This is a genomic window from Cognatitamlana onchidii (assembly GCF_004804355.1).
In the GTDB taxonomy this organism is placed as follows: Bacteria; Bacteroidota; Bacteroidia; order Flavobacteriales; family Flavobacteriaceae; genus Cognatitamlana; species Cognatitamlana onchidii.
Genome location: NZ_SRWZ01000002.1, coordinates 417,621 through 443,748, shown reverse-complemented (window position 1 = coordinate 443,748; position 26,128 = coordinate 417,621). Strand labels below are relative to the sequence as shown.

The following is a 26,128-nucleotide window of genomic DNA, read 5'->3' as shown; positions in this document are numbered from 1 at the left end:
TTACGTTATATTTTTGCTTGGTAAGTAAACAACTCATAGTAACGTCCTTTTAAGGCAATGAGCTCATCATGGGTTCCAGATTCTACAATATTTCCAGACTCTATGACTAAAATTTGGTCTGCTTTCTTAATAGTGCTTAACCTATGGGCAATTACAATGGTTGTTCTATCTTTGACTAATTCGTTTAAACTCCTTTGAATTAAAGCCTCACTTTCGGTATCTAAATTTGAAGTCGCTTCATCTAGAATAATAATCTTAGGGTTTGCCAAAATAGCCCTTGCTATTGCCAAACGCTGTCTTTGTCCTCCTGATAATTTCACGCCGCGTTCACCAATTAAAGTCTCAAGGCCTTCTTCAAACCTATCGGTAAATTCATTAACATGAGCGGCCTTTACAGCACTTAATAATTCGTCTTCAGTGGCATCAGGTCTTGGAAACATAATATTCTCTCTTATACTTCCTTCAAACAAAAACTCATCTTGAAGCACTACACCCAAATATTTTCTATAACTAGTCAACTTTACTCTGGACAAGTCTTGGCCATCAATAGTTACTTTTCCCGAATTTGGGTTTAGAAAAGTAGCCGATAAACCTGCTATTGTAGATTTCCCAGATCCGGAGCTACCTACCAATGCTGTTACAGAACCAGCGGGTGCCTTAAAACTAATATTATGCAATACTTCTTTACCTGCTTCATATGAGAATGATACATTACTAAACTCAATCTCACCTTTTAAGGTATTAAGTTCTATGGTTCTATTCTCATTATCGGCTTCGGCGGTCATATTCATAAGCTCTTCGGTTCTATCTAAGCCTGCGAGTGCTTCGGTAAGCTGGCTCCCAATATTACTCATCTGAACAATAGGCGCAATCATAAAACCTAAAACAAGCGTAAAAAATAAAAAGTCCCCTGTAGTCATCTCACTTTGAATCATATAATAGCCGCCAATCCCCATGATACCAGTAGTTGCAACCCCAATAAGAAAGGTTGAAGAGCTCGTCATAAATGCCGTAGCTGTTAGGCTTTTTTTTACATTAAGAAATAGTTTATTAACTCCTTTTTCAAAAATCTTGTTTTCTTGGGCTTCAGCATTAAAAGCCTTAATAACTCTAACTCCCGCTAAGGTTTCGGTTAATCTACCCTTAACCTCAGCATTTATCTTACCACGCTTCCTAAATATGGGTCTTATATACTTAAAAGCCCTCAGGGCAATATATCCAAATATAGAGAGTGGAACAAACACGAAGAGCGTCATCCAAGGATTAAGTTTAATTAAAATAATAAGTGATACAATAGCGGTAAAAGAGCCCCCAACTAACTGTACCAATCCAGTGCCAATTAAATTTCTAACACCTTCAACATCACTCATAATTCTTGAAACGAGTGCCCCAGATTTTGTGTTATCAAAAAAACTAATGGGTAATGACAAGACCTTTTTCTGAACTTGTGCTCTTAATTCACTTATTAAAAACTGGGCTTGCACACTTAAAATCCGAGTTAACGAAAATGAGGTCACCGCTTGAATTAATATGGCTATAAGAACAATTACAATCAAATTCCATAATTGAGAAGGATCTTTACTTGGTACAACCTCATCTAATAACACTTTACTTTGCCAAGGTAATACTAGTCCTGCCAAACTTCTTATTACTATGAGGACAAGCCCAATAAAAACCAAATTTCTTCTTGGCCAAATAATAGTTTTAAAAGCTTGTAGAATACTAACCTTAGATTTCACGCTAGTGGCTTCTTTATATTGCCTCATGTTTTTTACGTGAAAGGTAGGTGTTTTAAGGAAGCCTACCTAGTAATCCAAACAAAGAAATACTGGTTTGACATCAAAAAAACCATGAAAAATCCAAGAGACGAGGGGCATTATTATGTACTTTTATGCATTTAAAATTAGTTAATCTAAAAAATCTTAAACATGAAAATTATAGGTATCGGAAAGAACTATGTAAACGATAAAAATGACATCCCAGGATTAAAAACAGGGAATCAGCTCATTTTCATTAAAGCGGAAAGTACTTTGGTAACCGATAATAAGGATATTACATTTCCAGAAATTACAAACGAGCTGGTATTTGAAGTAGAGCTCGTAGCTAAAATTGGAAAAACAGGTAAGAACATTTCTGAAGCCGAGGCTGCTTCACACATTAGCGAAATTGGTATTGGTATTGATTATACGGCTAAAGATGTGTTAGGACCTAGTAGAGCCAATAAAGGACCTTGGGCTTTAGCTAAAGGCTTTGATGGGGCTTCTCCAGTAAATGGCTTTAAACCCATATCTCATTTTAAAAATATTAACGATATTAACTTTAGCTTGAATATCAATGGTAATAACATTCAAACTGGAAACACCAGTGATATGATATATAATTTTAACGAAATAATTGCTTATGTCTCCAAGTTTATGACCTTAGAACCCGGTGATTTAATCTTTACTGGTACTCCTGCTACAGGTGCTGGTTTAAATTATAAAGGAGATCATTTAGAAGCTTTTATTGAAGACGAACTGCTTCTTGATTTTAAATTGATATAATCTAAAAACTCGTTTAATAAGAGGGTTAAAGTATTGCATTCTTAACCCTCTTTAGGACTGCTTATCAAATTATAAAGACTGATCGATAATCTCCTTAACCACCTCAGGGTTTAGTAATGTAGATGTATCTCCAAGATTTGATGTTTCTTTGCAAGCTATTTTTCTTAAAATACGTCGCATAATTTTTCCGGATCGCGTTTTGGGCAAGCCTCCGGTAAATTGTATTTTATCTAATTTGGCAATAGGTCCAATATGCTCGGTAATTATTTGATTAATCTCTTTACGTAAGTTATTCTGATCTCTGGACTCTCCTGTTTCTTTTAAAGTTATGTAACCATACAAAGCACTGCCTTTAACCTCATGAGGGAATCCTACTATAGCAGATTCGGCTACTGCAGGATGTTCATTAATAGCATCTTCTATAGGCGCTGTTCCTAAATTATGCCCAGAAACAATAATCACATCATCTACCCTACCTGTAATTCTGTAATAACCAACCTCATCGCGTAATGCACCATCTCCTGTAAAATACTTGTTTTTAAATGCTGAAAAATAAGTATCCTTATAACGCTGATGATTACCCCAAATAGTCCTTGCCATACTTGGCCAAGGGAATTTTATACATAAGCGTCCTTCCACCTGATTCCCTTTTAATTCTGTTCCTTGCTCATCCATTAAAGCAGGCTGAATACCTATAAATGGTAACGTGGCATATGTTGGTTTGGTTGGTGTTACGAATGGAATGGGTGTTATCATAATACCCCCCGTTTCTGTTTGCCACCAAGTATCTACTATGGGACTTTTCTTTTTACCCACATTATCATTATACCAGTGCCATGCCTCCTCATTTATAGGCTCTCCAACAGAGCCCAATACTTTTAGTGAGGATAAATCATATTTTTCAACAAGACCTACTCCTTCTTTAGCCAATGCTCTAATAGCCGTAGGGGCTGTATAGAACTGATTGACCTTATGCTTTTGAACAATGTCCCAAAAACGACCAAAATCAGGGTAACTAGGAACTCCTTCAAACATAACGGTGGTAGCTCCATTAGCTAGAGGGCCATAAACGATATAACTATGCCCAGTAATCCAACCGATGTCTGCCGTGCACCAATAGATATCGTTTTCACGATATTGAAATACATTTTTAAATGTATAAGCTGTATGCACCATATACCCAGCTGTGGTATGCACCATCCCCTTGGGCATTCCTGTAGATCCAGACGTATATAATATAAATAGTGGATCTTCCGCATTCATAACTTCAGCCTTACATACTGGAGAAGCCTTATCTAGTAAAGGCTGTAACCATTCATCTCTATCTGCTTTCATCTTGATATCTGAATGAATACGCTTTGCCACTAAAACGCTTTGCACACAGGAACAATCTTTTAAAGCATCATCCACTATACCTTTTAAATCGATAGTTTTTGCACCTCTGTATGACCCATCGCTAGTTATCACCATTTTACAATCACTATCGTTTATTCTGGTTGATAAAGCCGTTGAAGAAAACCCAGCAAATACCACAGAATGAATGGCGCCTATCCTAGCACAAGCTAAAACCGAAATGGCCAATTCGGGAATCATAGGTAAATAAATACATACCCGATCTCCCTTTTTTATGCCTTTTAGTTTTAAAACATTGGCAAACTTATTAACGCGCTCATGTAATTGAGAATAAGTGATATGTTCAGTCTCCTCTTTAGGATCATTAGGTTCAAAGAGTATTGCCGTTTTGTTTCCTCTAGTTGCTAGATGTCGGTCTATACAGTTCTCTGTAATATTTAGCTTTGCCCCTTCAAACCAAGACACTTCAGGTTTTGAAAAATCCCAGCTTAATACCTTATCCCACTTTCGCTGCCACATAAAATGCTCTTCAGCAATCTCTTCCCAAAAGTTTTCAGGTTCTCTTACAGATTTTCTATAAACTTGATAGTATTCTTCTAAATGTTTTATGTGGTAATTACTCATGCGTTATTAGTTTTATTTAAGTTTAAAAGGTGTTCTAAAATAGCAAATAATTGATTTTGGAATAAACTTTTTCTACGAGTGACTGCATTCTTTCTGCAGAATTCATAAATATCCCTCTTAGTGTGTTGACTCTCCTGCTCCGCTTGGTATTCTTATATTCTCAACAATGTCTTGCACGTCTTCTGGCGGCGATGCTGTAAACATCATAACTGTTATCGAAACTATAAAATTAAGAATCATGGCTACAGATCCAAATCCTTCGGGCGAGATACCAAACCACCATTCACTCTTATCGGGTAGCACCTCATCAAACCATCCCAATTTATATTTTATCATATACAAAAGCATGCATATAATCCCAACCAACATGCCTGCAATGGCTCCTTCCTTATTCATTCTCTTATAAAAAATTCCCAAAATAATAGCTGGAAAAAAAGAAGCGGCTGCCAAACCAAAAGCTAGCGCCACTACTGCTGCTACAAACCCAGGCGGGTTAATACCAAAGTACCCAGCAACACATACGGCTCCTACGGCCGACAACCGTGCGGCAACCAACTCGCCTTTTTCTGAGATACCAGGGTTCATTATTTTTTTTATAAGATCGTGAGACACAGAAGAGGAGATTACCAATAATAACCCTGCTGCCGTAGATAACGCCGCTGCTAACCCTCCTGCTGCTACAAGCGCAATAACCCAGTTGGGAAGTTTGGCAATTTCTGGGTTTGCTAAAACCATGATATCCCTGTCTATGGTTAGTTCGTTCTTATTAGAGTCTGCCAGATATTGAATGGTACCATCTCCATTTTTATCTGTAAAACTAATTAATCCTGTTGTCTCCCATTTTTTAAACCAATCTGGCACCGAATTATATGGCTTATCTGACACCGTTTCAATCATATTTGTACGTGCAAATACGGCCACTGCCGGTGCAGTGGAATATAATAACACTATAAGCAACAAGGCAATACCAGCAGACTTCCGAGCATCTTTCACTTTTTTTACAGTAAAAAAACGGACTATAACATGAGGCAAACCGGCTGTACCGACCATAAGTGCTAAGGTAATAGCAAAAATATCTATGCTCGATTTAGATCCCTCTGTATATTCTGCAAAGCCTAATTGCGTACTTAAGCCATCTAGTTTATCTAAAAGGTAGATTCCTGAGCCATCATTTAATTCACTTCCAAATCCTAATTGTGGGATGGCTTGCCCTGTCATTTGAATAGATATAAATATGGCGGGAACCATAAAAGCAAAAATGAGCACACAATACTGTGCCACCTGCGTATAGGTAATGCCTTTCATCCCTCCTAAAACGGCATAAAAAAGTACAATTAACATCCCTATTATAACCCCTGTGTTTATATCGACTTCAAGAAATCTTGAAAACACAATACCCACACCCCGCATTTGTCCAGCCACATAGGTAAATGATACTAATAAAGCACAAAAAACGGCTACTATTCTAGCTGTTTTAGAATAATACCTGTCTCCAATAAAATCGGGTACGGTAAACTTTCCAAATTTCCTTAAATACGGTGCTAATAATAGAGCTAATAATACATAACCGCCGGTCCATCCCATTAAATATACAGCACCATCGTAACCTGCAAAAGAAATGATTCCTGCCATAGAAATGAACGACGCTGCGCTCATCCAATCTGCAGCAGTTGCCATGCCATTGGCCCATGGCGATACCCCGCCACCTGCAACATAAAACTCTTCGGTTGAACCTGCTCTAGACCAAATAGCGATACCTATGTACAATGCGAATGTTAACCCAACCAAAATATAAGTCCAATTTTGAACTCCTATAGGCTCCGCCATGCTACTTATCATAGCCATATTTTTTATCTAGTTTATTCATTAATCGAACGTACACGAAAATGAGGATCACAAAAACATACATGGACCCCTGCTGGGCAAACCAAAACCCCAGTTTAAACCCACCAAACCTTATCTCATTTAAAGCATCTTTAAATATAATAGAGGCTCCAAAAGACACGAGAAACCAGATACTCAAAAGTATAAGTACGTATTTGATATTGTCTTTCCAATAAGACTTAGCATGCGCTCTTTTTGTTGCTTTTTGTTTAGTCATATTTCATTTTATATGCTTTAATCTCTTTTACTACTTTAGGTGCCAATATGATGGTTGATACCATGGTTGGAATTGCCATAAGGGCAAAAACACCATCAATTAAATTTAGTATGATACTAAATGGCATAGTAGCAGCCATTACAATACTGATAATATAAATATAGTTATAATAGTGTTTCTTATGGGATCCGAATAAAAAAGACATACATTTTGTACCATAATAAGCATAAGAAAAAAGAGAAGACACACTAAAAATAATCACGCAAATCATTAATAAATAGCTCCCATATTGGGGCATAACCTGATTAAAAGCGGCGGCGGTTAAGCTTACACCATCATAGGATGATGACTGCCATACACCAGTTACAAGAATGGCCAATGCTGTTAATGTACAAACCACTAGCGTATCAATAGCAGGTCCTAACATGGCTACCAACCCTTCCCGAATAGGTTCATTTGTTTTTGCTGCTCCATGAGCCATTGGAGCTGTGCCGATACCAGCCTCATTTGAAAAAGCGCCCCTACGAATACCCAATAACATTAAACCTCCTAATACACCACCTAAAAAAGGGTCGCCTTTATAATAATTTGCCGAAAAAGCATCCGTAAAAATTAACATGGTATATTTTGGAACCTGTTCATAATTAGCCAGTAAGATAAAGAGTACCAACCCAAAATAAAGCAATACCATACTAGGCACTAGCTTAGAGGCTGCATTACTAATACGTTTTAATCCCCCAAGAATAATAGCTGCGGTAATAACTACGAGAACAAAAGCCAGAATTAAGTTAGACTTAAATCCTACCTCCACACCATTTGGGATTAGAACAATATCATTGATAGCTTGTGTTAATTGATTAACATTTACAACAGGAAGTGCACCTATCATTCCAAAAAGACTAAACATTATGGCTAAGGGTTTCCAAGAAGTTCCCAAACCTTCTTTAATGACATACATGGGGCCTCCTTGTAAAACTCCAGAGCTATCTTTACCTCTGTACATAATTGCCAATGTAGAAGTGAAGAATTTTGTAGACATTCCTACAATGGCGCTTACCCACATCCAAAACATAGCCCCTGGCCCTCCCACCGAAATAGCCACAGCAACCCCAGCTATATTGCCCATGCCTATGGTAGATGATAAGGCCGTGGTCAGCGCTTTAAAATGTGAAATCTCACCAGAATGATTCGAATCATTGTACTTCCCTCTTAAAATTTGAATTGCATGACCAAAATACCTAAAGGGTAAAAACTTCGATAATATTAAAAGATACAATCCTCCTCCTATGAGCAAAATCACCAACGGTAAACCCCAGGCATGATTAGAAAATGATTCTATAAATTTGGCCATTTAAATCCTTATGATTTTATAAATATATCACTTTACAAACATTCTGTTTAAATTATTTAAAGGTATCTTTATACCAGCAAAACCACCACATGCCTAAATCTAATCGTCTTTATTTCATTGATGCCGTTAGAGCCTTTGCTATTTTAATGATGCTTCAGGGCCACTTTATTGATACCCTTCTTTCTCCAATATATAGAGACAAGAATAATGTAATTTACACTACATGGTCCTATTTTAGAGGTATTACAGCTCCAGTGTTTTTCACAATTTCTGGTTTAGTTTTTACTTATTTGCTGTTAAGAGCTTATGCCAAAGGCAATGATAAGCCAAGAATTAAAAAAGGGGTTTTTAGAGGCCTCTTACTTATTGGTATAGGTTACAGCCTACGCATTAATATTTTTGGATGGATTAGCGGTTATTTCAATCCTTATTTTCTTGTTATCGATGTTTTACAGTGTATTGGTTTATCTCTTATATTATTGGTCGGTTTGCACATCCTTTTAAAAAAACATACTTATATTTTTTCCATCATTCTTTTTATAATTGGTAGTATCTGCTTCATTACCGAACCTTTATACAGAACACTAACCTTAGATAATATCCCTGCTGTAATTGCAAATTACATGACCAAAAGCAATGGTTCGGTATTTACCATTTTGCCATGGTTTGGGTATACGGCTTTTGGAGCGTTTATATCTACAGTATTTTTTAGACATGTTCATAAAAACAGATTTAAACCACTGGTAGTAGCGTCCTTTTTCATTATTGGTGTTTTACTCATTTATGGCTCTTCTTGGTTTCTACTGGAACTTTATGACATGACTAAAATTGAATTGTTAAAACGTAGTGCCGATTACAATTACCTTTTTACAAGACTGGGAGATGTTATCATATTATTTGGACTTTTTTATGCTTTTGAACGCTTCTTAAAGAAATCTATAATAGCAAGAATAGGAGAAAAAACGTTATCTATTTATGTTATTCATTTCATATTACTTTATGGAAGCTTTACAGGTTACGGTATAAAACGTTTTCTGTATAAATCTTTAGAACCCTACCAAGCTATTGCTGGCGCAATTATATTTATGATAGCGGTTTGTTTTATTTCATTTCACTATGCGAAAACCAACCATTTTGTATATAATTTAATAAGAAAATTGGCAGATAAAATAAAAAAATAAGATCATGGCTTATGACGAATATTTAGCCGATAGAATTCGGCAACAGTTAAATGAAAAACAAGTACATTTCACTGAACTAAAAATGATGGGAGGCTTATGCTTTAAACTAGATAATAAAATGCTTTGTGGAATTCACATTGACAAGAAATACGGTGATAGCTTATTAATGGCCCGTATTGGTCAACATGTATACCTGGATGAACTTACAAAACCTGTTTGCCTACCCATGGATTTTACTGGTCGTCCAATGAAGGGCTATATTTTTATAACACCCGAGGGTTTTGACACTGAAAAAGACCTATCCTATTGGCTAGATTTATGCATTGCATTTAACCCTTTAGCAAAGGCAAGTAGAAAGAAAAATTAAGAATACTTTAATAAATAGCGCTAATAGGCCAGGTTTAATTATCCTTATTTTTGCGGAGTTCGATTAAACTGAATCCCCATATGCGTCACCTTTTACTCCTTATTATATTACTTTTCAATCTAAACTATGTTTCTGCTCAGAATCAAGACATTGAAATTAAAGGAAAGGTTATAGAAAGTACCAACAACTTAGCTATTGAATATGCCACTATATCCATCTTAAATTCCGAATCTCAAGAACCTATCACGGGAACAATAAGCAGCGAGGACGGATCTTTTTCAATTAGAACAGATGCTTCAAATTTCTATATTGAAGTTAGCTTTATTGGCTTTAAAACAAGAAGTTTTAAAGATTTCAAAATAATTAATAATGCGGTTGATTTAAAAACTATTATTCTCAATGAAGATAATGAAACACTCGATGAAGTTGTTATTCAGGCTGAAAAATCAAAGCTAGAATTTAAATTAGATAAGCGTGTATTTAATGTAGGTGCCGATATTAGTTCAACAGGTGCGAGCGCTTTTGAAGTTTTAAATAATGTACCTTCTGTTAATGTCAATATTGAAGGTGAAGTGAGTTTAAGAGGTAATCAAGGGGTTCAAATTCTTATTAACGGCAAACCTTCTGTATTAGCTGCAGCAGATGGTAATGCCTTAGGCACCATTACGGCCGATATGATTGAAAAGATTGAAGTCATTACCAATCCTTCTGCAAAATATGATGCTGAAGGCACTTCTGGAATAATAAATATTGTGCTTGAAAAATCTGAAAAAAAAGGTCTCAATGGATCAGCTACGTTAAATTTTGGTATTCCAAACAGCAACAGCTTCGGATTAAGTATGAATAAAAGAACAGAAAAATTTAATCTATTTAGTCAATTAGGATTCGGATTGAGAACATTTCCTGATGAACGCGAATACATCAACAGGGATTTCAGCAACAATATCACCATTCGAAGCTCTGGAGAAGGTGAGTTTAATGAAAAATTTAGTAATATCTTGTTAGGTACTGACTATCATTTGAATGATTGGAATATCATAACGCTTTCAGCATCATTTGCATATGAGGTAGAAGACAGGAATTCACTAGCTAACTTCAATCAGAGTGACGCGGGTAATAGCATTACAGACAGCTGGTTAAGAGATGAACGAACGGAAGCTACCAACCCCAAGTTACGCTATGAACTTCAGTATAAAAAGGACTTTAAAAGACATAAAGACCAAACCTTATTATTTAGTGCTTTAGGCAGTTCTTTTAAAAAAGACGAATCCTCAAACTTTAAAAACACCACTCTTTTTGGCGATATGGAAGATTTCTTGCAAAAAACAAGAACAGATTACGCCTTAGAAGACTACACATTTAAATTAGATTATACACACCCCTTTTTAGAAAAGTACACTTTGGAGGCCGGATCACAATATGTAATAAATAGTGTTACCAATGACTTTGCCGTAAGTGATTTTGTTAATGGAGAATGGATAGATAACCCGAACCTAACCAATATTTTTGACTTTAATCAGAACGTATTAGGCGTTTATACCACAGTGGCCTATGAAGGTACTCAATGGGGTGTTAAACTAGGTGTAAGACTCGAAAATACAGACCTTGAAACCCTTCTAGAAAACACAAACGAAAAAAACACGAATAATTATTCAAACTTCTTTCCTAGCGGTCATTTATCTTATAAGATTAATGAGAATTTTTCAATCCAAGCCGGGTTTTCTAAACGTATACGGAGACCAAGACTTCGTGAATTAAACCCTTTTTCAAACATTAGGAATAACTTTAGCATCAGCACAGGAAATCCTAATTTACAACCCGAATTCACCGACTCCTATGAAATAACGAGCATACACAAAATAGGCAAAGCATCTTTAAACTTCAGTCTATATAACCGTTATACCACAAGTGTTATTGAACGTATCACGTATTTTGAAAATAATAGAAGTATTACGAGACCGGAAAATGTTGGAACTAATTTAACCACAGGTTTAGAAATGAACGGCAAATATAACCCCACTAATTGGCTTTCAATAAACGGCGACTTTAATATCAATTATTTTAATAGAGATGGTGAATTTGAAGGTACTTCTTTTGATTTTAAGGGTAATCGATGGTCGACAAGACTAACGTCTAAGATTAAATTACCAGCTGATTTTGATTTAGAATTATCTGGTGATTATAGATCGAAGTATCAAAATGTGCAGAGCGACATTGAGGATAATATTTTTGCAGATTTTGGGCTAAGAAAAAAAGTATTTAAGGGTAAACTCATTTTAAACTTGAGTATTCGAGATGTCTTTGCCTCAAGAATTGACCAAAGTACTACCACCCAACCAGAGTTTTTTATCTACAATAGTAGGCAACGTGGTCGTTTTACGTCCATTGGTATTAGTTATGGATTTGGAAAAGGTGAAGCCATGCAGTTTTCAGGAAGAAGACGTTAGCTAAACGATACCATAAAAAATTACTCAAATGCTAAGGTAATTTTCTTGCCGATAAAGCCCTATGAATCTGCACCGAAAACGAAATAGTTAATAAAAATATACTTCATTATTTAAAAACTGATAAATGTAAGGTTTTCGACGTGCTGAGATAAGTAAATTTGTGCATACAAACTATTGAAACTACATAATCATGAAAGCAAAACTAACGGTGGTACTATATGGTGTTACCCTTTTGGTACTAAGTGCATGCATTCAAGCCCCGAGAACAGTAAAAAAAGAACAACATCTTGATAGTAAAACAGCTAACCACGAAGTTCATTGGAGTTATTCCGGAGAAACCTCTCCTAAACATTGGGCGGAAATTGAAAAATATTCCGATTGTGACGGAGAATTGCAATCACCCATAAACATTATTCACAGAAGTGCCGATTCTATTAAAATTGGTAATAAATTTGAAATGTTCTATACACCTAATACGTTTTTAAGTGAAGTGAAGAATGATGGACACTCCATAAAATTTGCTTTTGAATCGGGAGATTCAATACGGTATAAAAATGACATCTACTACCTAAAGCAAATTCATTTTCATGAGCCTGCCGAACATAAAATTAATGGCCTTATTTACCCTATCGAAATGCACTTAGTACACCAAAGTAAAAGTGGTAGATTTACCGTTTTAGGCATTTTAGGCGAAGAAGGGGCAGAAAGTGATTTATTTGAATTTTTTCAAAGTTTCTTGCCTCTTGAAAATGGTGAAACCAAAGACATCGATGAACAAATTGATTTATCGTACCTGCAGCTCGACAAAAAAACTTATTATACCTATAAAGGCTCTTTAACCACACCACCCTGTTCGGAAAGTGTGCATTGGGTAGTATTTAAGGAACCTTTTATTTTATCTGTTGAAGAAGTATTAACTTTAAAAAGCAATATGCCTATCAATAATTATAGGATTGAGCAGCCCTTAAATGGACGCGTGGTTAAATACAATTTCTAGATAACCAATAACAATAAAAAAAGACCTTTTAACAAAGGTCTTTTTTTATTGTTTTACAATGCTAATATTTAATCCGTTTTTAGCATTGGAATCTCAAGTGCTAATTCGGCATTAATTAAATCATCGATTTTGTTTAGTGCCTGGATAAATTTAGCAGCTTCTGTAGCTGGAATTATTTTCGTAGCCTTTTTATAATACTTCTTTTTTAGCTTTAACACATCTTCCTTATAACCAAAGGATTGAGCTACTAAGGTACTCGCTTTTTCATCGGTAAGATTTTCAAAATTATCTGCAAAATCTTTAATAATGGCAATACGCTTATTCTGCACTTTATAATTTTCTGCTTCGTATTCGCTGTACATTTCCCAAAACGCCGTTTTTTGAGCATCAGTTAAATTCAAAACACTACCAATAGCATCTTTAGTTCCAACCTTAATAACTTCTCTAGACATTTCAATGTAATCATTAGATTGCGAATAACTTGCTAAACCAATAAATAGCAATACAATAAGTAAAAGTGGTTTTTTCATTCTTGAAGGTTTTTAGTTTTATCAAATATACTCATATACGGTTTTATTCACTAACAAAATATTTAAGAATAAATACTGTAGTTTTTATTATATGAAGGTGCATTAAAACCTAAAAACACTTTCAAATAGCATTTTGGTTATTTCACCATCGAAATGAGATGTTTCGCCCATTCTACAGCCATAACCAATATGCAAACACACTATATTTGAATAGAATAAAAAAGGAAACTATAATACTTAAAAGAGACGCTTAACTCTATAAAATAAGCCATAATAGTAAGTTTTTCATATGGTTAGTTTGGTTAGTTTGAAAACCGCTCAGTGATCTCAAAAGCTGGGCGGTTTTTTTTTAATAATTATATAGAAAAACAGGATGCTCAACTATAGCTTTTTGTTTACTTTCAATTTTTATAACTATCCAATCTTATTTAAGATAGCGCACATTTAACACCTTGTACAATATGACATATAAAGCCGTAATATTTGATTTAGACGGAACACTAGTAAACTCCATTGAAGACATTGCCGATGCCATGAACACCGTTCTTAAAGGTTATAACTACCCAACACATGACTATAAAACCTATAAAAATTTTGTTGGTAGTGGTGTAAAAAGTCTGGTTATTAAAGCCTTACCAGAAGCTCATAGCCATGAGGAACAGATTAATAAGTGCCATAAGGCCATGATGACGGTGTATAAAGACCAATGTACCCAAAAGACAAAACCTTACGAAGGCATTAAAGACCTCCTAGAAGAACTAAGAATAAGAGAATTAAAAATGAGTGTATTGTCTAATAAAGCCGATGCACTTACAAAGAAAGTGGTGGCCAGCATATTTCCAGATTATTTTAATCCGGTTCTAGGTCTAAAAATTGAAGCTCATAAAAAACCTAACCCGATAGCAGCGCTCGAAATATGCAATACCCTTGGGATTTCTCCTGAAGAAGCCATTTATGTTGGCGATACAGGAATCGATATACAAACTGCCAAGAACGCTAATATGCTAGCTGTTGGTGTTCCATGGGGTTTTAGAGATCGAGAAGAACTTTTAGAATGTGGTGCAGACCTGATTTTAGAGCAACCTAAAGACCTCTTGAAGCTTTTATAAATTAAGTTAAAACCCTCCAGTTAGATATCAGGCTATTTCAGCAAACTATTTAGACGGTTCACTAACTATACGTCCTAAAACCAACGATAAGCGAACTATATTTGAATAGAAATAAAAAAAGAATAAGAAAAAAGAGATGCTTAACTCTATAAAATTAGATTAATAGTAAGTTTTTCATATGGTTAGTTTGGTTAGTTTGAAAACCGCTCAGTGATCTCAAAAACTGAGCGGTTTTTTTATGCTAAATCTTATCTAAAGAATAAACAACGTGTAGCACCACTACTTTGAATGATTCTTAACTGCAAAGTCTCCCCAGGCGGCTATGTCATGAATAAGCGGAATTAGTGTTTTCCCTAAATCTGTTAGGGTGTATTCTACTTTTAATGGCGGCTTAGAAGTATACACCTAGGGCCTTATTAACCCATCTGCCTCTAAAGCTTTTCATTTTAAACTTAAGATTCGTTCGATGAAATGGTATAACTTTGTTTAAAGAGCAAAATTGAGGCTGATTCATCTAAAGGTTGGGTAAACTGCTTTAATCCTTTTATTAGACCACTATCTAAAGTATCTTTACAGTCCTGTTTTGATTGAAAACCATACGCCCTTGTAGGCCTAGCCATTGCTTATAGAAAAAAAACGATTTTAAAGTAAACAACCTAAATCCAGACGATCTCTAGACAAAATAATAGAAACTATTTAACGAAGTAATTATGAGTAATCAACAACTAACGGTTATTGCAAAAATAATTGCAAAGCCCGAAAAACTGGAACTAGTAAAAACAGAATTATTAAAACTTATCCATACGACAAGGCAAGAAGCCGGGTGTATTAACTACGATTTACATCAAGACAATCAAAATAAAACACATTTTCTGTTTTATGAAAACTGGGAGAACCGACAGCTTTGGCAAGCACACATGAAAACTAAGCACATTGCGGATTATTCAAAAGCCACAGAAGGCGCCATAGAAAACTTCGAGTTGCAAGAAATGACTGTTATTGGCTAAACATAGAATAAAACCTTGAGTAAACAATTTCGTAGCCATAAAACATACCAGAAATTAAATGTAATACTACACTTTTATAACATAGTGATAATAATCTAATACACTAGCTACGCTTTCAATTTTAAACTAGGTTATTTCAACATAGTTTTAGTAGGCTTCACCTAAAAAACAGCGGTTTTAAGGAGTTATAAACGGTACCTTTAATATAGAATCAATAATATATACTATGGATTTTATAATAATACTGGTACTAAGCATTGTATTTGGGGCTCTTGGTTTTGAGATGTTGGTATTTATTTTAAATCGTAAACAACAACAACAGCAGCATAGCCAAGATATACATCCCAAATCGGATGTGTGGGAGAGAAAGCGCTAGACAGGTAGCATTGAGCTACGTAAATTATTATAAGAGTGCTAAAAATAGTACGCTTTTATAAAACAAGAAAAAGAAAAATTATAAAGAATGTATTGATTCTTTTAAACCGCTTATTTTTTATGATTTAGGTGGTTTTTTTTATTGCATGACATCCTGGCTACCAAATAAAACACGAGTCTTAGACTAGAGATAATCTATATACATTAGTTTCTCTTTTAACAAAACCTAACTTCTGATATAATTTATTTGCCGCAACACGTTCTGGACTAGAGGTTAAATTAATACTCTTTATTTGTCTTTTTGCCACAAAATCGATAGCAAACAACACCAAATCTTTACCTACCCCTTTGCCTCTGGCTTTGGCATCAACTACAACATCTTCTATCCAAACCTTATCGCCGGTGGGTATTTTATAAAACACCAAGGTTAATGTTCCCAAAATTTGATTATTCTCTTGAGCAACAAACAATTCGGTAGCATTTGATTTTACGATATCCTCAAGGTCTTTTTTCGATGGTAATGTGCAACTTGATGATAATTGCGGAATCAAACTATCAAAGGCCTTAATGGTTTGATTGGTTACCTGAGTAAGCTTATAAATCTTCATTATTGATAATTAATGGTATTAGCTTGAAGAGCGGTTTTACGTTGTTGAAATATAAGAAATAAAAGCGCTATTAAATAAGACTGGCACTAAAAATAAGAGCGCCTACTTCATCAATAAACAAAAAAGGTCTTTCTAAAAAAGAAAGACCTTTTTAACTTCTTATTCCTTGTTTTAAGACTGTATTAACGGAATTTCTAAAGCTAACTCAGCATCAACCAAATCGTCAATTTTATTAATGGCCTGAAGAAACTTTGCAGCCTCTGTTGCTGGTATTACTTTCTTCATTTTTTTGTAATACTTCTTTAGCAACTTCATGTCTTCTTTTTTAAAGGCAAAAAACCTTTTTACCATTTCATCAGCTTTCTCATCAGTCATATCACCATAATTTTTGGCGTAGTCCTTTATTAATGCTATGCGCTTATCTTTAACAAAATAGCTAAGGCCTTCATACTCATTATAAAGTGTCCAAAACTCTTTGCTTTGGGCATCATCTAATTCCATAACCTCGGCAATAGCCTCTTTAGTTTCAGTTTCTAAAACAGCTCTAACCAGTTCAACATATTCATTGGTTTGGGCAAAATTAGTCATCCCTACGAATAGGAAAGCAATAAGTAAAAGTGATTTTTTCATTTCTTTATAGGATTAAATTATTTGTTAAAGATACTAAGTATCTTACAAAAAAGAGCTGCTGCCCTCAAAACATTTTATTAAAAATGAGTCCTTAAGACTAAATCGAAACGTATTATTTTTTCAAACCTTATCTTTACGAGGCTAGCCATTCTTAATAACTCAAAAAAAACCATACCATGGATAATAAAAGATGACGCTTTTTACAAAGCCTGGTCCTAGCTCCTATGGCCTTAGGAGCACAACATATTGTCGCTAATACTTTTATAAATCCTGTTCAAAAAAGTTCGCGCGTACAATATAGTGTCAATGCTTTTACTTTTAATGAACAGCTAAAAAATGGAGAGATGTCCTTTTTTGACATGATGGATTTTGCATCCAATCTAGGACTAAACGCCGTTGATTTAACAGGCTATTACTTTTCTGGTTACCCTAATATACCCGATAACAAAACGCTTTTTGCTTTAAAGAAAAAAGCTCTAGAATTAGGTTTAAATATTTCATGGACGGGGGTTAGAAATAATTTTGTGAGCCCAGATACGGCAGCCAGAAATGCTGATATTACCATGATAAAAGACTGGCTGCAAGTATCTTCAAAACTAGGGGCTTCCATTATGCGCATTTTTGCTGGTAAGGGGGCTTACAAAGGGTATACAAAAGACCAAGTAAAAACTTGGATGGTAGCAGACTTTAAAACCTGTGCCAAATATGCCGAGGATACAGGTGTTATTGCCGCTATGCAACATCATAATGACTTTTTATACCATGCCGATGAAGTTATCGATATTTTAAAACGTGTGGACTCTGAGTGGTTTGGATTGGTATTAGATACTGGTAGTTTAAGGCAAGGCGACCCTTATGCCGAGATTAAAAAATTAGCACCCTACGCGAACTACTGGTTTATAAAAGAATTGGTTTATGTAAATGGGGTGCCAGAACCTGTAAATATGACCAAGATTGCCAGCATATTAAAAGAGGTTAACTATAAGGGTTATATTTCTTTTGAAAGTTTAACCGAAGGTGACCCAAAAGAGATTGTTAGCACCATGTTTCAAGATTTTAAAACGGCCTATCAGTCAAACTAAACAACACAATTTATAAAGAGGCCTGCTTTGGTTTGATTAAACCATGTGACTTTTTAAACAATTTGGTGTCTTAACACTAGGTAATATAAATTACTATGTAGTTTTGGTTAGTTTAAACCGCTCAATAACTCCCCAAGATTGAGCGGTTTTTTATTTCGTAACCTTAACAAAAAGTTTAGTTGATATTCTAGACAGTTCACTTGGCAAAAAAGCTACTTCACTAAGTTTTACCTCAAAAAACAGGCACAGCCAATGTATCTTTGAATAGAAATAAAACGCAAATAGTAATAGTTTTTAAAAAGAGAGGCTTAACTCTATAACACAAGTCGTAATAGTAAGTTTTTCATATGGTTAGTTTGGTTAGTTTGAAAACCGCTCAGTGATCTCAAAAGCTGAGCGGTTTTTTTTGGTTAATAACTATCTGCAACTTTAAGGTTAAAAGACCATGTTTATCAGAAACAACCTTTAACTTCGCTTATCGACTTTATATAAATCCTTCATAATGAAGGATATCATCAAAGTTAGCCTTTATTACAGAACTGATTAAAACACCATGGATAACAAAAAACGTACTTGGAAATTTTGGACTGGAAGAGCCTTGCTCTTACTTCTAGTCCTTGGAGGGCTATGGCTTACCAACCTTATATGGTTTAAGCCCTTCAGCATCAATCATTTTTATGAAAAAGTATTCATCGAACTTGTATTAGACAGTCCAGAATTAACTACAGAATTGGGTATTCCTGTCATTTATAACTGGTCTAAAGATGAGCTCGATGATATTTCTGATGCCAAACAGTGGGAAAGCTTCAATAAATCAAAACAGGACTATGAAACTCTATTGAGCTACGATTATGACAAGCAATCACCAGAAAATCAATTAAATACTGATATTCTGGCATACTACATGAAAATTAATGTGATAGAATCAGAGCCTTTCTCCTATTATGGCTATCCGGTCAATCAATTATTTGGAACGCATAGTAGTCTGCCTAGTATGATGTCGAGCAGTCATAAGCTCAATGACGAAAGTGATATCCAAGCTTATATTTCTCGTTTATCACAATTCGACACGAAATTTTCGCAGCGTATTGAAAATCTCAGAATCCGAGAATCAAAAGGCATCATACCCCCCAGGTTTATAAATAAGTTAGTACTGGAAGATCTGAAGGGATTTATTGGGCTGCAAAAAGACTCGCTGGGAAATCTTCCCGATACTTCCATGGCGATAACATCCAATATTCTTTACACAAATTTCGAAACGAAAGTAGCAGAAATAGATATCTCGGATGATAAAAAGTCGAATTATAAAAAACAAGTATTCGATACCATTGAAAACGTCGTATTTCCTGCTTACCAGAGTCTTATTGTCTATTTTGAAAACCTAAATCATAAGGCTACCAATGACGCCGGTGTATGGAAATTCCCTAATGGTAAGGCATACTACCGTTATAGATTAAAAAAGGCGACTACCTTGGACCTTGATCCCGAAGAAATATATGCCATTGGACTTTCGGAAGTCGCTAGGATAAAACAAGAAATGAATGCCATTTTAGAAACAGTGGGCTATGCCGACTCCACAAAAACCATTGGTGAAATTATCCAGAAACTTAATCAGGAAGAGCGCTTTATGTATCCGAATAACGATGAAGGTCACGAAATGATTCTCCGCGACTTTGACAGTATATTAATCGATATTAGCCAAGGTTTAGATCTTGCCTTCAGCATAAGGCCAAAAGCGAAGCTGGAAGTAAAGCGTGTGCCAGTGTTTAGAGAAGCGGGGGCTTCGCTGGCTTATTACCAAGGTCCTGCTATGGATGGTTCTCGCGGCGGTATCTTTTATATCAATTTAAGAGCTCCAAATGAAGTTGCGAAATTTGGCATGAAGACATTAGCCTATCATGAAGGCATTCCAGGTCATCATTTTCAAATAGCTATTCAAAATGAGTTAGAGGGCTTACCCACCTTCAGAAACGTTATTCCCTTTAAAGCTTATGGCGAAGGATGGGCGTTATATACAGAGCAACTCGCATGGGAATTGGGTTTCTACGAAAATGACCCTTTCGGCAATTTAGGACGGCTGCAAGCCGAAATGTTGAGATCTGTGCGCTTGGTTGTAGACGCTGGTATACATTACAAAAAATGGACTCGGGAAGAAGCCATTGATTACATGGTTACCAATACAGGCTTACCTACTAATGAAATTACTACAGAAGTAGAACGTTATATAGTTACGCCAGGTCAAGCCTGCTCATATAAGGTAGGTATGATGAAACTATTAGAGCTAAGAGAAAAGGCCAAACAAGAACTCGGTAAGGCATTCGATTTACGGAAATTTCATAATGCAGTATTGAAAAATGGATCTGTTCCTTTAACCGTTTTGGAGAAGATTATAGATGATTACATTAGTGCAACATTGGAGAATAGCAATAGTTAAATTTTTAGAGCATAAGAAATATAAAAAACAAAGGCTAACAACACCTATACGCAACTCAAATAAACCCACATACAAAAAAGGCCTTGATCGATCAAGGTCTTTTTTCATTCTTATCACTTTAATTCATACTTTAGTATACCAGAACGCCGCTTCAAGACACATTTAGGGCGCTTCCCTGTATTTCACCCAAAACTAAAACCTAACCCGATGTATATTTGAATAGAAATAAAAACAAAAAGAGTATTTAATAGCATAAAAGAGACGCCTAACTCAATAAAATGGCAGATAATAGTAAGATTTTCATTTGGTTAGTTTGGTTAGTTTAAAAACCACTTAGTGACCTCAAAAGCTGAGCGTTTTTTTGGTTAATAACTTTTCTTAACTTCTGGTTGTAAAAGACTACATTTTTCTTTTTTAGAATTAACTTTACCCATAAGAAGAATATAAGCCACCTGTGCTGAACTGGTTTCAATATTAAAACAGACGTATATCATAAAGTTGTACATAATGCAATCCCACCGCTAAAACAGCACATTTATTTTCCCCAAACGCATCATCCCAAGCTGAAAAATAAAAGAGCTGTTTTCTGCCTTTGCACTCGAAAAATCGTTAACAAGATTGTGAACAAACACGACTGAATATGTTGTGAATTGCTTTCAGAATTTTGTTTCTTTACAAATTAGTATGGCTAAGAAATATTCGAAAATAAAAAAGGAGTTACAAATCAAAGTTGACAAAATAGTTGACAACGATTTGGCGTACTTAACACACTATTTTCAGAACCATAAAAATGGTGTTTCTCAATATTTTAAGCCAACTGCAAAAGAATATCTCACAGAACTTCACGAGGAAAATAACATCCTCAAAGAACCTGATTTTCAATATTATTTGCCAATCGAATGGGATATTCCTTTTCCGCCACCGAAAAATCCAACTTTCAAATTTATCGATTTGTTTGCTGGAATTGGAGGAATACGACTTGCATATCAGAATAATGGCGGAAAGTGTGTTTTCTCAAGTGAATGGGACAAGTTTTCAAAACAAACTTACGAGGCGAATTTTGGCGAAGTGCCCTTTGGAGACATAACTAAAATCTCAGAAAAAGAAATTCCAGACCACGATATTTTATTGGGTGGTTTTCCTTGCCAACCATTTTCAATTGCTGGCGTTTCAAAGAAAAAATCTCTTGGAAGACAACACGGTTTTTTGGATAAAACGCAAGGAACATTATTTTTTGACATTGCTCGAATAATAAAACATAAAAAGCCAAAGGCTTTTATGCTCGAAAATGTTAAAAATCTTGTTTCGCACGATAAGAAAAAAACATTCAAAATTATTACCGAAACTCTGACCGAATTAGGCTATTCTTTGCATTACAAAGTTTTGGACGGCAAATATTATGTTCCACAACACCGTGAACGAATAATCATTGTTGGTTTCAAAAAATCGGTTTTCAAAGGCAAAGAAACTTTTGAATTTCCACAGCCCGAAGATGCAAATTTTGCCATTCGAGAAATTCTTCAACGAAAAGTGGACGATAAATACACACTTTCAGACAAATTGTGGAATTATCTTCAAGAATACAAGAAAAAGCACCAAGCGAAAGGTAACGGATTTGGATTTGGATTAACTGACCTCAATGGAATATCGAGGACAATGAGCGCACGGTATTATAAAGACGGAGCAGAAATATTAATTCCACAAAGAGGTAAAAATCCAAGAAGATTGACACCAAGAGAATGTGCAAGGCTTCAAGGGTTTCCAGATAATTTCATAATTCCTGTTTCAAACAACCAAGCATACAAACAATTTGGCAACTCTGTTGTAATGCCTTTGATACAAGCAGTCGGCAATAACATTGCAAAAGAACTTTCAAAATTAAATGAGCATATTAGAGAAAGCAATTCAATCAGCACAGCAGTCTGAAATAGCATTTAGCAAATTCATTAAGCCTAACGACACAGGTTCAACTGGAGGACATCAAGCTGGTTTTCACTTGCATAAAAGCTCTTGGCCATTATTTTTTGAAACAGAGGGACAAAAAGGCTCGAACAAAGACCATTTTGCCACTATTAAATGGCAAGATGATTTTGAAACGACAAGCAGATTTATTTATTACGGAAAAGGCACGAGGAATGAGTATCGCTTAACTCGGTTTGGAAGAGGTTTTCCGTACTTAACAGACGACAATGTTGGCGATTTGCTTGTAATTTCCAAAAGGTCTAGCGACTACTTTGAGGCATTTGTTTTAAGTACAGATGAAGATATAGAGGACTTTTTTACTGCTCTAAACATTTCATCTACTGAAACCAATGGAATAATACCTAAGCAATTTGAGCAAACAGCTGAAGAACAATTAATTGGTTGCTTTCTACAATATATAAAAGCTTTGGCTGTCGATTTTCCACCAACTTTAGAAATAGCAACAAATGCGAGAAATTGTTACATCAATTCCTTTGGTGTAACGCCAAGTCAAATTAAGGCGAACCCAGATAAACAAATTTTAAAATGGCTTGAAACAGAATACGACCTTTTCAAAACGTTGGAAAATGACAGATATGCCGAGTTGATTAAAAATCCTTTTCCATCTGTTGAAGAATTGGTTATTTCTGCTAACACAATCCTTAATCGCAGAAAAAGTCGTGCAGGAAAATCTCTCGAACACCACTTGGAAGAGATATTTAGGATATCGGAACTTATTTTTCAAACTCAAGTAACCACAGAAAACAATAAAAAACCTGACTTCTTATTTCCGAATATCGAGGCTTACCACAATCCTAACTTTAATGAGAATAATTTGATTTTGTTAGCATCAAAAACGACTTGTAAAGATAGGTGGCGACAGATTTTGAACGAGGCAGACAGGATAAAAACAAAGCACCTGTTTACCCTTCAACAAGGAATATCAAAAAATCAACTTGCAGAAATGAAACAATATGACGTGCAATTGGTAGTACCAAAAGCATATTTATCGAGCTTCCCACCGGAACATAGAGCTGATATAATGATATTGGAACAATTTGTTAGTCGAGTAAATGAAACGCAGAATTAGCCAACGTTACGAGCCATACACATTTACAGTCGCTTCAGCCAACGCACAACCAAAACTGTAAAAGAGTATGTCTCTGCCAACGCTACAAACTGAACGCGAAAGCACTATGTACAACAACGTATAAGCGTAACTAAAAAAATCCACAAAAAAAAGACCATGAAAATCAAGGTCTTTTTTAATTTAAAACAAGTGTTAAAACACTTATTTTAAGTATTCTAAGACATTCGCTTCTATACGTGCTTGTATATCAGAAACATCTGCTTTTACAAAGGTTTCGCCTGTAATGTTTTCATACAATTCAATATACCGTTCGGATACGCTGGTAATATATGCGTCGCTCATTTCGGGTACGGTTTGCCCCTCCAGCCCTTGAAAATTATTCGAAATAAGCCATTGGCGCACAAACTCTTTAGAGAGTTGTTTTTGGGCCTCCCCTTTTGCTTGGCGTTCCTTGTAGCCTTCTGCATAAAAGTAACGTGAGGAATCTGGCGTGTGTATCTCGTCTATCAATACTATCTGCCCATCTTTAGTTTTACCAAATTCGTATTTGGTATCTACTAAAATAAGCCCCCTAGAAGCTGCAATCTCCGAGCCTCGCTTAAATAGTTTACGGGTATAATCTTCTAAAACCAGATAATCGGCCTCACTTACAATACCTTTAGCAAGAATATCTTCGCGCGAAATATCCTCGTCATGATCGCCCATTTCGGCTTTGGTGGCTGGGGTAATAATAGGCTCGGGAAAGGCATCATTTTCTTGCATGCCTTCTGGCATAGGCACCCCACAAAGCATACGCTTACCTGCTTTATACTCTCTGGCCGCATGCCCAGACATATACCCTCGTATTACCATTTCTACCTTAAAAGGTTCGCATAAATGCCCTACCGCCACATTAGGGTCGGGAGTGGCTGTTAACCAATTAGGTACCAAATCCTCGGTAGCAGCCATCATTTTAGTGGCGATTTGGTTTAGTATTTGCCCTTTATAAGGAATGCCTTTTGGCATCACTACATCGAAGGCCGAAAGCCTATCGGTAGCAATCATAACCAATTCTTGGTCGTTAATATTATAAACTTCTCTTACTTTTCCTTTATAGACATGTTTTTGCCCAGGAAACTTAAAATTGGTATCTATTATGGTATTACTCATCTGTTTGTGCTTTTAGCTTATGGCATGTAGCGTTTTTATTTTATCTACTAAGTTTATTACCAGTTTATAGGCCCTAGCCCGGATTGAGGCATTTGTTGGAGCTCCTTGCAAAGAGCGACTGCCGAAAGCCGGAAATAGCTACTAAAAAAATTAATCTCTGTTTTCTATATTTTTATAAGCCGCAATAACCTTTTTAACCAGTTTATGGCGAATCACATCTTTATCGTCTAAAAATATCATGCCTACGCCTTCTACATTTTTTAAAATTAGTAAGGCTTCCTTTAAGCCCGAAATGGTACGACGCGGTAAATCTATCTGTCCAGGATCGCCTGTTAGTAGGAATTTCGCGTTTTTACCCATACGTGTTAAAAACATTTTCATTTGCGCATGGGTGGTGTTTTGGCCTTCATCGAGTATTACAAACGCATTATCGAGCGTACGCCCGCGCATAAATGCCAATGGTGCTATTTGAATGGTACCACTCTCTATATAATGGGCCAGTTTTTCGGGAGCAATCATATCACGCAAGGCATCGTAAAGCGGTTGCATGTAGGGGTCTAACTTTTCTTTTAAATCGCCTGGTAAAAACCCTAAATTTTCACCAGCCTCTACCGCAGGGCGCGTTAATATAATACGCTTAACTTCCTTATTCTTTAAGGCTTGTACAGCCAGTGCCACCCCTGTATAGGTTTTACCGGTTCCTGCCGGACCAATAGCAAACACCATATCGTTTTTTCGCATAAGCTCCACCAGCTTACGTTGGTTAGCCGTTTGAGCTTTTATAAGTTTACCACCAACACCGTGCACGATCACCTCGCCGCTTTGTTTTGAGGTGGTATAATCGTCGCTACTCTGGCTGGTTAGTACACGCTCAATAACGTTTTCATCTAGTTTATTGTACTTGGCGTAATGTTTAAAAAGCATCGTCATGCGCCTATCAAATTCCTCCAGCAATTCTTCGTCGCCAAAGGCTTTTATTTTGTTTCCGCGCGCTACAATTTTAAGTTTTGGAAAATACGTTTTAAGAAGTTCAATATTGGTGTTTTGGGCTCCAAAAAACTCTTTTGGAGTAATGGCTTCAAGTTCTAGAATAAGTTCGTTCAAAGGCTATCGTTTAATTTTAAAGTTTGGTTGCTTAAAGCTTAAAACAAGCTTTGATATAGCAATCCATTGGTTTTATTTAGCATT

At 35.7% G+C, this 26,128-nt stretch carries 22 protein-coding genes; 11 read left to right on the top strand and 11 right to left on the bottom strand.

Features of this window, described 5'->3' with window-relative positions; translation table 11 throughout:
- Positions 1 to 5: 5 nt before the first annotated feature.
- Positions 6 to 1,766, bottom strand: coding sequence for an ABC transporter ATP-binding protein (locus tag E5D58_RS05400; RefSeq protein ID WP_136480820.1), 1,761 nt, complete (start codon positions 1,764 to 1,766; stop codon positions 6 to 8).
- Between the two features lie 162 nt (positions 1,767 to 1,928).
- Here E5D58_RS05400 and E5D58_RS05395 point away from each other — a divergent pair, with 162 nt between their 5' ends.
- Positions 1,929 to 2,543, top strand: a complete 615-nt coding sequence (locus E5D58_RS05395) for a fumarylacetoacetate hydrolase family protein (RefSeq protein WP_136480819.1) — start codon at positions 1,929 to 1,931, stop codon at positions 2,541 to 2,543.
- Between the two features lie 69 nt (positions 2,544 to 2,612).
- Here the strand turns inward: E5D58_RS05395 and acs are convergent, their stop codons facing one another.
- The 4 genes from acs to E5D58_RS05375 all read right to left on the bottom strand — a co-directional run bounded on the left by acs (position 2,613) and on the right by E5D58_RS05375 (position 7,972).
- A complete protein-coding gene (gene acs / locus E5D58_RS05390; protein ID WP_136480818.1) occupies positions 2,613 to 4,520 on the bottom strand; it encodes an acetate--CoA ligase in 1,908 nt (635 codons plus the stop codon).
- Between the two features lie 117 nt (positions 4,521 to 4,637).
- Positions 4,638 to 6,335, bottom strand: coding sequence for a sodium:solute symporter family protein (locus E5D58_RS05385; RefSeq protein ID WP_136480988.1), 1,698 nt, complete (start codon positions 6,333 to 6,335; stop codon positions 4,638 to 4,640).
- 13 nt (positions 6,336 to 6,348) lie between these two features.
- The gene (locus tag E5D58_RS05380) at positions 6,349 to 6,621 is read right to left on the bottom strand and encodes a DUF4212 domain-containing protein (protein WP_136480817.1); all 273 of its coding nucleotides are present in this window, start codon (positions 6,619 to 6,621) and stop codon (positions 6,349 to 6,351) included.
- Positions 6,614 to 7,972, bottom strand: coding sequence for an alanine/glycine:cation symporter family protein (locus E5D58_RS05375; RefSeq protein ID WP_136480816.1), 1,359 nt, complete (start codon positions 7,970 to 7,972; stop codon positions 6,614 to 6,616). The genes E5D58_RS05380 and E5D58_RS05375 overlap by 8 nt, the downstream gene beginning before the upstream one ends.
- A gap of 89 nt (positions 7,973 to 8,061) precedes the next feature.
- On the opposite strand from E5D58_RS05375, the gene E5D58_RS05370 reads away from it, so the two are divergent.
- From E5D58_RS05370 to E5D58_RS05355, 4 genes are all read left to right on the top strand, one after another.
- Entirely contained in the window at positions 8,062 to 9,153 is a 1,092-nt protein-coding gene (locus E5D58_RS05370; RefSeq protein WP_136480815.1) for a heparan-alpha-glucosaminide N-acetyltransferase domain-containing protein, read from the top strand.
- A 4-nt stretch (positions 9,154 to 9,157) separates the two neighbouring features.
- Positions 9,158 to 9,520, top strand: a complete 363-nt coding sequence (locus E5D58_RS05365) for a TfoX/Sxy family protein (protein ID WP_136480814.1) — start codon at positions 9,158 to 9,160, stop codon at positions 9,518 to 9,520.
- 80 nt (positions 9,521 to 9,600) lie between these two features.
- Positions 9,601 to 11,967 (top strand): outer membrane beta-barrel family protein, encoded by a 2,367-nt coding sequence (locus E5D58_RS05360; RefSeq protein ID WP_136480813.1) that lies wholly within the window; start codon positions 9,601 to 9,603, stop codon positions 11,965 to 11,967.
- Between the two features lie 190 nt (positions 11,968 to 12,157).
- On the top strand, positions 12,158 to 12,964 hold the full coding sequence (locus E5D58_RS05355) for a carbonic anhydrase (RefSeq protein ID WP_136480812.1): 807 nt from the start codon (positions 12,158 to 12,160) through the stop codon (positions 12,962 to 12,964).
- Positions 12,965 to 13,032: 68 nt separating this feature from the next.
- On the opposite strand, the gene E5D58_RS05350 is transcribed toward E5D58_RS05355, so the two are convergent.
- A complete protein-coding gene (locus E5D58_RS05350; protein WP_136480811.1) occupies positions 13,033 to 13,494 on the bottom strand; it encodes a hypothetical protein in 462 nt (153 codons plus the stop codon).
- Between the two features lie 461 nt (positions 13,495 to 13,955).
- On the opposite strand from E5D58_RS05350, the gene E5D58_RS05345 reads away from it, so the two are divergent.
- Entirely contained in the window at positions 13,956 to 14,603 is a 648-nt protein-coding gene (locus tag E5D58_RS05345; RefSeq protein ID WP_136480810.1) for an HAD family hydrolase, read from the top strand.
- Positions 14,604 to 14,882: 279 nt separating this feature from the next.
- On the opposite strand, the gene E5D58_RS05340 is transcribed toward E5D58_RS05345, so the two are convergent.
- A complete protein-coding gene (locus E5D58_RS05340; protein ID WP_317129271.1) occupies positions 14,883 to 15,008 on the bottom strand; it encodes a winged helix-turn-helix transcriptional regulator in 126 nt (41 codons plus the stop codon).
- A gap of 305 nt (positions 15,009 to 15,313) precedes the next feature.
- Between E5D58_RS05340 and E5D58_RS05335 the strand changes: the two genes are divergently transcribed.
- A complete protein-coding gene (locus tag E5D58_RS05335; RefSeq protein ID WP_136480809.1) occupies positions 15,314 to 15,610 on the top strand; it encodes a putative quinol monooxygenase in 297 nt (98 codons plus the stop codon).
- Between the two features lie 554 nt (positions 15,611 to 16,164).
- Here the strand turns inward: E5D58_RS05335 and E5D58_RS05330 are convergent.
- Both E5D58_RS05330 and E5D58_RS05325 read right to left on the bottom strand, forming a co-directional pair.
- Entirely contained in the window at positions 16,165 to 16,593 is a 429-nt protein-coding gene (locus tag E5D58_RS05330) for a GNAT family N-acetyltransferase (RefSeq protein WP_205660299.1), read from the bottom strand.
- A gap of 171 nt (positions 16,594 to 16,764) precedes the next feature.
- On the bottom strand, positions 16,765 to 17,223 hold the full coding sequence (locus E5D58_RS05325; RefSeq protein WP_136480807.1) for a hypothetical protein: 459 nt from the start codon (positions 17,221 to 17,223) through the stop codon (positions 16,765 to 16,767).
- Between the two features lie 224 nt (positions 17,224 to 17,447).
- Between E5D58_RS05325 and E5D58_RS05320 the strand changes: the two genes are divergently transcribed.
- The 4 genes from E5D58_RS05320 to E5D58_RS05305 all read left to right on the top strand — a co-directional run bounded on the left by E5D58_RS05320 (position 17,448) and on the right by E5D58_RS05305 (position 23,791).
- Positions 17,448 to 18,305: a sugar phosphate isomerase/epimerase family protein gene (locus E5D58_RS05320; protein ID WP_136480806.1), complete on the top strand. Its 858-nt coding sequence runs from the start codon at positions 17,448 to 17,450 to the stop codon at positions 18,303 to 18,305.
- A gap of 553 nt (positions 18,306 to 18,858) precedes the next feature.
- Positions 18,859 to 20,739, top strand: coding sequence for a DUF885 domain-containing protein (locus E5D58_RS05315; protein WP_136480805.1), 1,881 nt, complete (start codon positions 18,859 to 18,861; stop codon positions 20,737 to 20,739).
- Between the two features lie 684 nt (positions 20,740 to 21,423).
- Entirely contained in the window at positions 21,424 to 22,665 is a 1,242-nt protein-coding gene (dcm, locus tag E5D58_RS05310; protein WP_136480804.1) for a DNA (cytosine-5-)-methyltransferase, read from the top strand.
- Entirely contained in the window at positions 22,622 to 23,791 is a 1,170-nt protein-coding gene (locus tag E5D58_RS05305) for a type II restriction endonuclease (RefSeq protein WP_136480803.1), read from the top strand. Before dcm ends, E5D58_RS05305 begins: the two co-directional genes overlap by 44 nt.
- Before the next feature lie 201 nt (positions 23,792 to 23,992).
- Here the strand turns inward: E5D58_RS05305 and E5D58_RS05300 are convergent, their stop codons facing one another.
- Positions 23,993 to 24,940: a phosphoribosylaminoimidazolesuccinocarboxamide synthase gene (locus E5D58_RS05300; protein WP_136480802.1), complete on the bottom strand. Its 948-nt coding sequence runs from the start codon at positions 24,938 to 24,940 to the stop codon at positions 23,993 to 23,995.
- A 150-nt stretch (positions 24,941 to 25,090) separates the two neighbouring features.
- Entirely contained in the window at positions 25,091 to 26,044 is a 954-nt protein-coding gene (locus E5D58_RS05295) for a PhoH family protein (protein ID WP_136480801.1), read from the bottom strand.
- Positions 26,045 to 26,128: the final 84 nt, after the last annotated feature.